Below are 12,462 nucleotides of genomic sequence, written 5' to 3'. Positions count from 1 at the left end.
AGTCACTCTTTGTCGTGTCAAATAAAGCCCACAGGATAACAGTTTCGTCCGGGGGATGAAACGTTCAGGCTGAATTCGTTACAATTGAGCTTTAAGGTGTGATTGAGCGCAGAATACCAGCCAAAAAACATCAGGATTATGTCAACCTTTAGCAGATCAGCGGCAAGCCCCTATACTCTCGGCACGTGAGTTTTTATACTGTGACAAGGAATTTATGGACGGATGAAAATGAATCGTCGACACAAGAAGAAGCAGCAGACCGATTATCTTGCCTTGGTACAGAACCAGTGGGACTCAATTGACTGGCGTGAATATCAGCAACGTATCGTGCAGTTGTGGCAGCGCTTACCTAAGCTGCACCAGCGCGCACTGATGGTTTTGGTGCCGGTCGTATTGATTCTGATGGTGATCCCGTTGCCTGGCGGTTCGGATGATGCAGTGCAAGATACAGCAGCAGAGCCGCTTTCGGGCCAAATTCAGCGCGTTGCGGTCAACGTGAATACCCGCGGTCTGAGTGAAGAGCAGCAACAGAATACGCGCCCGGTTCAGGCTTCGGGTCAGGTACAGAGTACCGCCTGGCGTGAGTACATAGTGCAAAGCGGTGATACCCTGTCCCAAGTATTTCGCAATAATGACCTGTCGATGGCTGATCTCAATGATCTGGTTAAAATCGAAGGCAGTGATAAGCCGCTGAGTCAGATCCGTGCAGGCCAGCTGATCCGTTTTAAATTGTCTAAAGACGGCAAACTCGACATTTTACAGCTGGAGAAAAACAATCAGTCGGTGATGTTTTTCCGTTTGTCTGACGGCGGATTTGGCCGTAGTAAATAGCTTGCGATGCGCTTAACCTGTCGCTGGGCTACTTTGGGGGCCAGCGGCAGAATGATCATCCCTATGCCAAGCCAGGTCAGTTGATCCGGCTGTTCGTTAAACCAGTACAGCCCGAACAGGGCGACAAAGATCAGTCCGGAATACTCTGCCACGGCTATCTGACTGGCCGGAGCCTGACGATAAGCTGCTACAGCCAAAGCGTTGTAGAGCAGTATGAGCAGCGCACTCACTGCTATCCATCTCATCTCTTGTGCCTCGAGTGGCTGCCATTGCCAGGCGGACAGCACTATCGCCAGCGGCAAAGAAAACAGACAGGTCCACATCAGCGTCGTCAGCACGGTTTGTTGCAGCGGCAGTTTACGCGCCAGAATATTAAACAGTGCCACCGTTAACGCGGTACCCAGTCCGAACCATGCCGCCCAGTGGAACTGGGACGGACGCAGCACGATCACGACTCCGATAAAACCCAGCATGGTCGCGGCCGTTTTGGTTTTGCCCGGTCGTTTCGCCGAGCAGAAAGACCGAGAGTGGCAACATCAGCAGCGGCGCAGCGTAGAATAAAGCGTTAGCGCTGGCCAGTGGCAGGTAGCTCAGGGCGACCAGAGTACAGGCGCTGCCAAACAACACCAGATGCGCTCTGATGATGGTGATGCCCGGTTGATAAAGCCGGCGCTGTACCGCTGGCTGACGCCACCAAAGCGGCACCAGGACCAGCAGGCTGAGCAGCTGACGCAGTAAAATATACTGAAACGGTGCCACCTGGCCATCGAGTAGTTTAACCGCGACATCGGATAATGCAGCGGCCAGATTGCCTAGGACCAGTAAGCCGAGCGCTAACGGATACGAATTCATGCGCTGCGTAGCATGCCGACATGTTCGATGTCGTCTTCGAGGTAGATCTCTGTGGTACGCACAAAACCATGCTGGCGATAAAATGCCTGTAAGTGAGCCTGGGCGCTGATCTCAATCGCCTGCTGTGGCCACAGCTGTTGGCAATGCGTTAATGCTTGGCTGAGTAATTCATGCCCGAGTCCGTTACCGCGCGCGGATTGGAGGGTTGCAACCCGGCCGATACTGGCATTGTCATAACTGACGCCGGGAGGCAGTAGGCGGGCGCAGGCTACCAGTTGATCATCCTGGTAACCGAGCAAATGGCAGGCGCCGGCCGCCAGATCTTTATCATCCAGCTCCGGGTAAGGACAGGTCTGTTCCACTACGAAGACATTGACCCGTAACTGCAGCAAGCGGTAGAGCTGCAAAGGATTGAGTTGGTCAAAAGTGAGGCATTGCCAGGTGATCATCGTTAACTCCTTGTGTTGAGATGCGCTCACTCTAACAGCGCACCCGGCGCCTGGCATTAACAAAAGTTAAGCGCGAAGCGGAATAAAAAATTAAATTAATATTCACTGGTGATCCGGGGCAAAATAACGATAATAGCCGCTCGTTTTTTCGTCTGACTAAGGACACCTCCGTGACCTCCACCTCTTTTTCTGCCTTGAATCTCAAGCCCGAACTTCTTTCTAACCTCGATACCATGGGGTTCACTCAAATGACGCCGATTCAGGCGCAGTCGTTGCCTGCTATTTTGCAAGGCCAGGACGTGATTGGTCAGGGTAAGACCGGCTCAGGTAAAACCGCGGCGTTTGGTCTGGGTGTGTTATCTAATCTGAACGTGAAACGCTTCCGTGTGCAGGCTCTGGTGTTGTGTCCGACCCGTGAACTGGCTGATCAGGTAGCAAGTGATATCCGTACCTTAGGCCGCGCGATTCATAACATCAAAGTACTGACGTTGTGCGGCGGTATGCCGATGGGGCCGCAGATTGGCTCACTCGAGCATGGCGCGCATATTCTGGTCGGAACTCCGGGCCGTATTCTTGATCACCTGAGTAAAGAGCGTATTGATCTGTCTGAGCTTAATACTCTGGTGCTGGATGAAGCAGACCGTATGTTAGAAATGGGCTTCCAGGAAGCGCTGGATGCCATTATCGGTGCGGCACCAAAACAGCGCCAGACTCTGCTGTTCAGTGCCACTTATCCGAAAGCGATTGCGAATATTGCCCAGTCGGTGACCCGCGATGCGCTGATGATCAAAGTCGAAGCAACCTACGATACTTCCAGTATCCGTCAGCTGTTCTACAAACTGGAAGGAACTGAGGCTCGTGATGCGGCGCTGGAGACATTGCTGCTGAATCACCAGCCGGAGTCCGCCGTGGTGTTCTGTAATACCAAGCGTGAAGTGCAGAATGTGGCGGATGAGCTGCATCATAAAGGATTCAGCGTGGTAGAGCTGCATGGTGACATGGAGCAGCGTGAGCGCGATCAGGCGCTGGTGCAGTTTGCTAATAAGAGCATTTCTATCCTGGTGGCGACTGATGTGGCAGCACGTGGTCTCGACGTGGATAACCTGGATGCAGTCTTTAACTTTGAACTGTCACGCGACCCTGAAGTGCACGTACACCGTATCGGCCGTACCGGCCGCGCGGGCAGTAAAGGCCTGGCGTTCAGCTTTTTCAGCGACAATGAAATGTACCGTGTGGCGCAGATTGATGAATACATGGACATCGCAATCAGCCCGGCCGCGCTTCCGGCAGTGAAAGCGGGGGCCGAGCCCTATCAGGCCAGCATGGTGACGATTCAGATCGACGGCGGTAAAAAGCAGAAAGTGCGTCCGGGCGATATTCTCGGTGCGCTGACGGCGGGTGGTGCGCTGACAGCGGATCAGATCGGTAAGATCAATCTGATGCCGATGCGTGCGTATGTGGCGGTGCATAAGAAGGTGGCGAAACAGGCACTGCAGATCCTCGCCAACGGTAAGATCAAAGGCCGTCAGTTTCGCGCCCGTTTAGTCAAATAAGACGCGACTCAGCTCTCAGCCGGGCTTTGATCCGGCTGAGACTGATGGGGGTTATCCCCAGATAGGCGGCGATCAGAGTATCGCTGATGCGCGGAATTAAGTCAGGAAACTGTTCGCACATCGCCTGATATCTCTGCTCCGGGCGCAACAGCAACATCACTCTCTCTTTATTCTCTTTATGCATCAACTGGGTTTCCAGCAGTTTGATGTATAACGGATGAGCTTCGCTGCGCCATTGATGCAGGTGCTGCAGCGGCAGACATAACAAAACCACCGGCGTCAGCGTCTCCAGTAAGTAGGGTGATGGCGTATTCTGAATCAGGTTTTCAAAACCGATAATCCAGTCCTCTTCCCAGTAAAACTCTTTACTGAATTCTTTGCCCTGCTCGGTCAGGTAACTGGCATGGCAGATCCCCTGACTGACAAAATAAAAGTGACTTGGCACTTCGCCCTGATTAACCAGTATGTGCCGGGTTGGCAGTTCGAGCGGGAAACGCACCGGTCAGCAGCTGTTCTATTTGCGTGGCACTAAAGCCATGTTGCAGCATCTGTTGGTAAAACTGCTGCGAAATTGTGTCGTGAGGCAATGCCATCTGGTGTCCTTGTTAAGCGGTTATATGCCGGCGGTGAAGCAGGGCTATTTATGCCGTTTGGGCCAGGTTCTGGTTTGACTGGCTAACGTTTTGTCCGCCGGTCACAGTTCGGGCAGCATGAAATTTTGACTTATTCTAGCCTAACGTCAGGCCTGGTTTCGACTCATTTCCAGCCATCACATCGAACAATATAAGACTAACCGCTCTCGACTAAATTAGCTTCTGATATCACGTAATCTTGGTGTTCCAGTCACTTACGGAATTATGTGACGTACTGCTCACTTCCGTTGTGTTATTGGTGTGGAACGCAAGAATGTTCAATTCAAAGCCAATTCTTTAAATATGTAATTCCTATATCAGCTTTTAGAATAAAAAATGAAATTTTAGAATTTCAGGTAATAACAAGAACTGCCCATAATGCAACCATCAATCGGGTAAGGATGACTAACATGGCGGGCTCAGAAACGGTGCCAACACTGCAAAATAAAACACCACGTTTAGTGGCAATTGAATCAGGCAAACAGCCGGATGCGTTTAAACGTATTGCTCGCAGCCAGCTGCAAGCCGGTGAAGTCGCTCTGGTTGGTGCCGGCCCTGGCGATCCTGAACTGCTGACGGTTAAAGCGCTGAGCTATCTGCAACAGGCGGATGTGGTGTTGTACGACTATCTGGTTTCTGACGACATCATGGCATTGATCCCGGATGAGACCATTCTGGTGTGTGTGGGTAAACGTGCCGGTCACCACAGTGTTCCGCAGGAGAAAACTAACCAGTTGCTGGTTGAGTTTGCCAAACAAGGTCATCGCGTGGTGCGTATCAAAGGCGGCGATCCGTTTATGTTCGGCCGTGGCGGTGAAGAGCTGGAAGTGTTGTTCGATGCAGGTGTGTCCTTTCAGGTAATTCCCGGCATTACGGCCGCTGCCGGCGCAACAGCCTATGCGGGCATTCCGCTTACCCACCGAGATTATGCGCAGTCGGCGTTGTTTATTACTGGTCATCTCAAAGCGGAAGCCGCGGCTGAAATGGACTGGTCAACCCTGGCTCGCAGCCAGCAAACGCTGGTGATTTATATGGGGCTGATGAAGTCCAGCACCATTGCACAGCAACTGATTGAAAACGGCCGCAGTGCGGGCACCCCGATAGCGATTATCGAGCGTGGTACGCAGTCGACCCAGAAAGTGTTTCGCGGTCAGCTCAGTGAACTGCCGCAGTTGGCCGCTCACGCCGAATCACCGTCACTGATTGTGATTGGTGAAGTGGTGACTCTGGCCAACAAACTGACGTGGTTTGGCGACAATACCGCGCCGTCTACCCAAATTGCATAACAAACATAATTCAAATTGCGAGGCCCGCAGGGCCTTTCAAGCCACCAGGCAGCTAAAAGGAAGCACGCAAAATGGATCAACAACGCTTAACCCATTTAAAACAGCTTGAGGCAGAAAGTATCCACATCATTCGTGAAGTGGCTGCCGAATTTGCCAACCCAGTGATGATGTACTCGATCGGTAAAGATTCGTCGGTCATGCTTCATCTGGCGCGTAAAGCGTTTTATCCGGGCAAGATTCCATTCCCTCTGTTACACGTTGATACCGACTGGAAATTCCGCGACATGATCGCGTTTCCGTGATGCAACGGCGAAGAAATACGGTTTCGAGCTGTTGGTACACAAAAACCCGGAAGGTTTGGCGATGGGAATCAACCCGTTTGACCACGGTTCTTCTAAGCACACTGACATCATGAAAACTCAGGGTCTGAAGCAGGCGCTGAACAAATACGGTTTTGATGCTGCGTTCGGTGGTGCCCGTCGTGATGAAGAGAAATCACGTGCCAAAGAGCGCGTTTACTCATTCCGTGACAAGAACCATACCTGGGATCCAAAAAACCAGCGTCCGGAGCTGTGGAAAACTTACAACGGTCAGATCAACAAAGGCGAGAGCATCCGTGTTTTCCCTCTGTCGAACTGGACCGAGCTGGATATCTGGCAATACATCTACCTGGAAAACATTGAAATCGTTCCTCTGTACCTGTCGGACGTCCGTCCTGTGGTTGAGCGTGATGGCATGCTGATCATGGTGGATGACGACCGTATGAAACTGAAGCCGGGTGAAGAGATCCAGCATAAGAGCATACGTTTCCGTACTCTGGGCTGTTACCCGCTGACTGGTGCAGTGGAATCTGAAGCGAAAACGTTGCCGGAAATCATCGAAGAGATGCTGGTAGCTACATCAAGTGAGCGTCAGGGCCGTGCGATCGACCACGATTCGTCAGGATCGATGGAAATGAAAAAACGTCAAGGTTACTTCTAAGGGTCTAAGGAAAGAAAATGAATAGTGCAGTTCAAGCTCAACTTGCTGAGCTAGGTATTGAAGGTTACCTCAATCAACACCAACATAAATCGCTACTTAGATTCCTGACTTGTGGTTCGGTAGACGATGGTAAAAGTACACTGATTGGTCGTCTGCTTCACGACTCAAAACAAATTTATGAAGATCAGCTGGCTGCTGTGCATTCCGACAGCCAACGTGTCGGTACTACCGGTGAGCGTCCGGATCTGGCGCTGCTGGTTGACGGCCTGCAGGCCGAGCGTGAGCAGGGCATCACCATTGATGTGGCGTACCGTTACTTCTCGACTCAGAAACGTAAATTCATCATTTCTGATACTCCGGGACACGAGCAGTACACCCGTAACATGGCGACTGGTGCGTCGACCTGTGATCTGGCGGTGATTCTGATCGATGCGCGTAAAGGCGTGCTGGATCAAACTTGTCGTCACTCGTTCATTTCGAACCTGCTGGGTCTGAAGCACTTCATCGTTGCGGTGAACAAAATGGACCTGGTTGATTACTCTCAGGAGCGTTTTGAAGAGATTCGTGCTCAGTACCTGGAGTTCTCTAAGCACCTGCAGGGTGAAACCAACATCGAGATCATTCCACTGTCTGCGCTGGAAGGCGATAACGTGGTGGATAAGAGCGAGAACATGGCTTGGTACCAAGGTCCGTCACTGCTGGATCTGCTGGAAACCGTCGATGTTGATCAGGAAAAAGGCACTGGTGAATTCCGCTTCCCGGTACAGTACGTGAACCGTCCTAACCTGGATTTCCGTGGCTTTGCCGGCACCATCTCATCCGGTGCCGTCAGCGTTGGCGATAAAATTAAAGTGCTGCCATCAGGCAAAACTTCAACAGTTGCCCGCATTGTGACGTTCGATGGCGATCTGCCACAAGCAAGCGCTGGTCTGGCGGTCACGCTGACTCTGGCTGATGAAATTGATATCAGCCGTGGCGATCTGATTGTGCTGGAGCAGGATCATGTCGACAGCACTAACCATCTGCTGGCGGATGTGGTGTGGATGACTGAGCAACCTCTGAAACCAGGTCGTGAATACGATGTGAAGATCGCAGGCATGAAGACGGTTGGTCAGGTCGTTGCGGTTCGTCACCAGTACGACATCAACAATCTGGAAACTTTCCAGTCTGAAGAGCTGCCACTGAACGGTATCGGTTTGTGTGAATGGACCTTTAACCAGTCTGTTGCGCTGGACAAGTACCTGGATTGTGCTGACACCGGTGGTTTCATCATCATTGACCGTCTGACTAACGTCACAGTCGGTGCCGGTCTGGTGCGTGACAGTCTGCAGAATGTGGCGCAAGCCGAAGGCCAATTCTCTGCGTTTGAAGTGGAACTCAACGCGCTGATCCGTAAGCACTTCCCACACTGGGATGCCAAAGATCTGAGTCAATTGCTTAAGTGATCAGTGATGAGGGGCAGGTGACTGCCCCTATATCGAGGGAAGCGTTATGTGGGAACAAGGGCTGGTACTGGCGATTCTGCTGGGCATTGTGACCTGTCTGTTAGTGACAAGAATTAAGCCGAGCTTTATCTTTGCCGGCGCAGCATTTGCTGCTTTTATGACTGGCATGATGGATGTCACCGAGCTGGCGGCGAATTTCACTAACGCTTCTTTACTGACTTTAGTGTTACTTATTCTGGCTTCCACGGCGTTGGAAAAAACACGCCTGGTCAGTTGGGTAAGCCGTAATATTTCTGAAGGTAATCTCGGCATGGTCGTCGCCAAGCTGGGGTTCTCAACCGCGTTTTTATCCTCGTTTACCAATAACACTGCGGTGGTGGTGTCGTTGATCGGTGCGATCAAACGCAACCAGCAACACGCGCCTTCGCGTTTGTTGATCCCGCTTTCTTATACCGCAATTTTTGGCGGCACCCTGACCTTGATCGGCACCTCGACCAACCTGATCATCAATAGCTTTGTGGAAGATGCCGGGCTACCCAGTCTCGACTTTTTCGCACCGTCTTTGATCGGCCTAGCCGTGCTGGTGGGCTGCGTGATCATCTTGATCCCGCTCAGCTATCTGCTGCCGAGTTATGATGAACAGAGTCAGGATGATTTACCCTATTTTCTTGAGGCCATTGTTGAGCCGGGCTCTCCTCTGGTCGGGCACAGCATCGCAGAAAATAATCTGCGTGAGCTGCGCAAACTGTTTCTGGCTGAAGTGATTCGTGACGACGAAAGCGTCCGCTCGGTCGGACCGGATTTTATTCTGCAGGCGCGTGATCGTCTGCTGTTTCTGTGGCGATGTTGAGAGCGTCTCCACGCTGCAGGAGATTCAGGGGCTGACCCTGTTTGGCCAGCATCATCTCAATGGCCAGAACTTTGTTGAAGTTGTGGTCAGCTCATCGGCCAGTTTTTGTAATACCACGTTGAAATCGAGCCGCTTCCGGGATCGTTTTGATGCCGTTGTCGTCGCCATTCGCCGTGGTCATGAGCGTCTGGAAGGTGGTCTGGGCAATATTACCCTCACCGCAGGTGATACTCTGGTTCTGGTTCCGGGCAAAGGTTTTGATGCCCAGCGTCGTTCCAACAGCCGTGAATTTGTGCTGATCAACGATCTTGATTCGAGCGCCAAACTCGACACCACCAAATCCAGCCTGGTACTGCTAGGATTTGCGGCCGTCATCGGTGCGTCCCTGCTTGGTGTTTTGCCGATTATCAAAGGGCTGCTGGCGTATTTATTAGTGCTGTTTGTGTGCGGCATCGTACAGGTCAGTGAACTGCGCCGCCGCTTCCCGCTCGATATCGTGGTGATTGTCGGTTCAGCGCTCTCCATTGCCCAACTGATGATCTCGTCCGGCTTATCGCAGGAAATGGGCGAGATGTTTATCCAGGCGTTTAACGGCTGGGGGGTATTTGGTGCCCTGGTGGCAACCTATCTGGTGACCCTGGTGCTGACGGAACTGATTACCAATAACGCCGCTGCGGCACTGGCATTCCCGATTGGCTACAGTATGGCTGTCGGCTACGGCGTCGATCCGATGCCCTTTATCATGGCCGTGCTGTTTGGCGCCAGCGCCAGTTTTATTTCGCCTTACGGTTATCAGACCAATCTGCTGGTTTATAGCGTAGGTAATTACAAAATGTCGGATTATGTGCGTATCGGTATCCCGATTTCGTTGGTCTACTCCATTCTGGTCCTGACCCTGATCCCGGTATTTTTCCCATTTTAATTTTACAATCAATAATGTGCAGAAGGATGACTTATGAGCACCGCATCTAATGTGAAAGACGAAAACATCGTGTGGCATCAACATGCGGTTGATAAGCACTTTCGTGCCGAGCTGAAACAGCAAAAACCGGCCGTACTCTGGTTCACCGGTTTGTCTGGTGCAGGCAAATCAACGGTAGCCGGCGCGTTAGAAAACCGCCTTGCTGAGCTGGGTTTCCACACGTACCTGCTGGATGGTGACAATGTGCGTCACGGTCTGTGCAGCGATTTAGGTTTTTCTGAACAGGATCGCCGCGAGAATATCCGTCGTATCGGTGAGCTGGCAAAGCTGATGGCCGATGCGGGTCTGATTGTACTGACAGCGTTTATCTCTCCGCACCGTGCTGAGCGTCAGCTGGTGCGTGACCTGCTGCCGGAAGGCGAGTTCATCGAAGTGTTTGTCAACACCTCGCTGGAAGTGTGTGAGCAGCGTGACCCGAAAGGGCTGTATAAGAAAGCACGCGCTGGCGAAATCCCGAATTTCACCGGCATTGATTCAGCGTACGAAGCGCCGCTGAATCCGGAGATCGATCTACCGGCCGGTGACAAAAATATTGATGAGCTGGTGGAGCAGTGTGTGGCAGCGTTGACGCAACGTGCGATCATTAAACGCTAAGCGCGCGATCAAACACGAAATATCGACATCAAATACTCAGTCAGAGTGAAATAAAAATCAGGCCCCGGCCTGATTTTTGTGTTTCTGATGTAGGTTAAGCGCTCCGGCTGGCTTACACCGTATGGTGAATACTGCTGCTGGCGTCGCTGTGCACGGTAAATTTCTGACTCAGCAGTGCGACCAGCTGATCGTAATAACTCATGTTCGGTTTATTACCAAGCAGACGGCACAGCTCGTTACCGGTCGGTGAAAAACGGTAATAAAGCAGGCGCACACCGCGTGAGTTGGCATTTAACGACAGCTGCTTACCCTGATAACTGAGACTGAGGGGCGGATCGATTTCAATTTCCCCCGACTCCAGCTCGCTGGCGTGCAACAGGCCGAGTTTCGATCAATACCAGCAGGCTGGCGTAGGGCAGTTGATGGTTACCGATATTGAGTGTATTGGTGCTTTCCCGTTTTCCCAGCCGGAACAGACTGTGCTGAACTTTGAGGCCAAATAGCAGTTTCAGGCTGCTATCTGCGCCGAAGCTGCAGGCCAGAGCGGCTGCACGCTGCAAAATCTGCGCTTCTTTGGGGGTCATACCCTGCAGGAGCTGCAGTGCTTTCATCGAAGTAAAACCCGGATTAGTCACTTCGCGCTTCAGCACTTGTGCCCACAGGCGCTGCATCGATGAATTATGGATATCCTGGGCCATATCAAAAAAACGATACAGCCAGTCCTGATCGGGTTCTCCAGCTGTTTCATTACGACAGGAAACATGCGCCAGACGTACGATTTGCTCGAGATTCTTCTGGCGCTGCTCTTTACGATCGCGTTCGCGTTTTAATGCCCGTTCAAAGGGTGTCTTTTTAGCCGGCTCGCTGCTTAGTAAAGCATCCAGGCCATGCTGCTGGGCAATCGCGATAATGCGGTTAGCACTGTCTTTGACATAATGGGAGCGTTTTTCCTGGCCGGAGCCGGTTGTTGCTTCGTGTTCGATCACCACGGATTGTTTAGGATCGGCCATGTTTTCGGGCACTTATACAGATACACACATAGGTTAAAATCTACCCTGTATGTGCGGTGATAGCCAGAGTTACGATCGACAAATTTGCGCTACCACGAATGATAATATTTTGTTAAAATTGTTAATCATTAGCGCTGGGGGTGAGTATGAAAGAGTGCCGGGATAACAGAATGCGCAAGCACCTGTCGATTGTTTTACTGTTTGTCGTTTATCTGGGCGTACTGACGTATCTGTCCAAATATCTGATTTAGCATCACAATCAACAGGTGGTTTTCATAACCATTTATGGCTTGTGCTAACATTAACAATATTGGCTGACTTAACAACGTTGGCTCACGGAACATTTTTTGTTAACCCCAAATGTTTATAGAACCAAAACTTTTATTCAATCAAAGCGTTTTATTAAGCCCAATCTTTTGATTAAACCGGCTGGTTAGCTTCGTATTACATGTCGTCGTAAGGCTCAAGGTTGTCCCCTTGCAGGGTGTAGCCACTTTCAGCCAGTTCCAGACTCACCGAGTCTGTTTTTAATGTACCCACCACATAGACTATGTCCCACAGCTCCTGCACGGGCGCACCTTGCGGAAACTTCACATAAATAATCTGATTTGGTGGCGGCGGTGGCACATGGATGCAGGCGCCGAAGTAGGGCACCAGCAGAAATTCAGTCACGGTATTTTCATCCCCTTCGAGCGGAATAACAAAACCGGGAATTTTGACTTTACTGCCGTTCAGCTCCGGGCGCACATGGCCGATTTTTGACTGTTTGGCCTGGGCGTTGCCGCTGTGATCCGGCATCGGTAATCCCTGCTGGTCAAACTGGTTGCGTTCGCTTTGCGGGATCAAATCGAGCCAGTCGAGTTGGAGCACATCATCGCTGGCAAACGCTGCGGGTGCACAGAGGCTCAGCAGTAGTATGCACATCGCCTGGTAACACGTTTTCATAGTCGTTTCCTTGTAGTGGTCCCGGCTGGTTGAGTACCGGGACGAAGATGGA

7 protein-coding genes and 6 pseudogenes are annotated in these 12,462 nt (G+C 51.5%); 7 read left to right on the top strand and 6 right to left on the bottom strand.

From position 1 onward, the window contains the following. Positions 1–228: 228 nt before the first annotated feature. Positions 229–831, top strand: coding sequence for a LysM-like peptidoglycan-binding domain-containing protein (locus tag ABDK09_21850; GenBank protein XAW90799.1), 603 nt, complete (start codon positions 229–231; stop codon positions 829–831). On the opposite strand, the pseudogene ABDK09_21845 reads toward ABDK09_21850, so the two are convergent. Together ABDK09_21845 and ABDK09_21840 are read right to left on the bottom strand one after the other, a co-directional pair. After that, positions 757–1,683 (bottom strand): annotated as a pseudogene (locus tag ABDK09_21845) (DMT family transporter). The gene ABDK09_21850 and the pseudogene ABDK09_21845 sit on opposite strands and share 75 nt — an antisense overlap. Continuing rightward, a complete protein-coding gene (locus tag ABDK09_21840; GenBank protein XAW89345.1) occupies positions 1,680–2,132 on the bottom strand; it encodes a GNAT family N-acetyltransferase in 453 nt (150 codons plus the stop codon). The pseudogene ABDK09_21845 and the gene ABDK09_21840 overlap by 4 nt, the downstream one beginning before the upstream one ends. Before the next feature lie 170 nt (positions 2,133–2,302). Here ABDK09_21840 and dbpA point away from each other — a divergent pair, with 170 nt between their 5' ends. Then, positions 2,303–3,685, top strand: coding sequence for an ATP-dependent RNA helicase DbpA (gene dbpA, locus ABDK09_21835; protein XAW89344.1), 1,383 nt, complete (start codon positions 2,303–2,305; stop codon positions 3,683–3,685). Here the strand turns inward: dbpA and ABDK09_21830 are convergent. Next, entirely contained in the window at positions 3,678–4,184 is a 507-nt protein-coding gene (locus tag ABDK09_21830) for a Crp/Fnr family transcriptional regulator (GenBank protein ID XAW89343.1), read from the bottom strand. The two genes, dbpA and ABDK09_21830, sit on opposite strands and share 8 nt — an antisense overlap. Next, positions 4,141–4,278 carry a hypothetical protein gene (locus ABDK09_21825; protein ID XAW89342.1) on the bottom strand — a complete coding sequence of 46 codons (138 nt, stop codon included), beginning with the start codon at positions 4,276–4,278 and terminating at the stop codon, positions 4,141–4,143. Before ABDK09_21825 ends, ABDK09_21830 begins: the two co-directional genes overlap by 44 nt. 545 nt (positions 4,279–4,823) lie before the next feature. Here ABDK09_21825 and cobA point away from each other — a divergent pair. From cobA to cysC, 5 genes and pseudogenes are all read left to right on the top strand, one after another. Continuing rightward, positions 4,824–5,603: pseudogene (gene cobA / locus ABDK09_21820) on the top strand (uroporphyrinogen-III C-methyltransferase). A gap of 71 nt (positions 5,604–5,674) precedes the next feature. Further along, a pseudogene (gene cysD, locus ABDK09_21815) lies at positions 5,675–6,584 on the top strand (sulfate adenylyltransferase subunit CysD). Positions 6,585–6,601: 17 nt separating this feature from the next. Next, the gene (gene cysN / locus ABDK09_21810) at positions 6,602–8,029 is read left to right on the top strand and encodes a sulfate adenylyltransferase subunit CysN (protein XAW89341.1); all 1,428 of its coding nucleotides are present in this window, start codon (positions 6,602–6,604) and stop codon (positions 8,027–8,029) included. Between the two features lie 46 nt (positions 8,030–8,075). After that, positions 8,076–9,801: pseudogene (locus ABDK09_21805) on the top strand (SLC13 family permease). Between the two features lie 33 nt (positions 9,802–9,834). After that, positions 9,835–10,455, top strand: coding sequence for an adenylyl-sulfate kinase (cysC, locus tag ABDK09_21800; protein XAW89340.1), 621 nt, complete (start codon positions 9,835–9,837; stop codon positions 10,453–10,455). A 112-nt stretch (positions 10,456–10,567) separates the two neighbouring features. Here cysC and ABDK09_21795 read toward each other — a convergent pair. Further along, positions 10,568–11,465 (bottom strand): annotated as a pseudogene (locus ABDK09_21795) (TIGR03899 family protein). A 444-nt stretch (positions 11,466–11,909) separates the two neighbouring features. Further along, a pseudogene (locus ABDK09_21790) lies at positions 11,910–12,338 on the bottom strand (DUF3299 domain-containing protein). Between the last annotated feature and the right edge of the window lie 124 nt (positions 12,339–12,462).

It is taken from the genome of Vibrio sp. CDRSL-10 TSBA (assembly GCA_039696685.1).
Classification (GTDB): Bacteria; Pseudomonadota; Gammaproteobacteria; order Enterobacterales; family Vibrionaceae; genus Vibrio.
The sequence above is the reverse complement of the archived record's forward strand: the minus strand, read 5'-3'. Positions and strand labels throughout refer to the sequence as shown.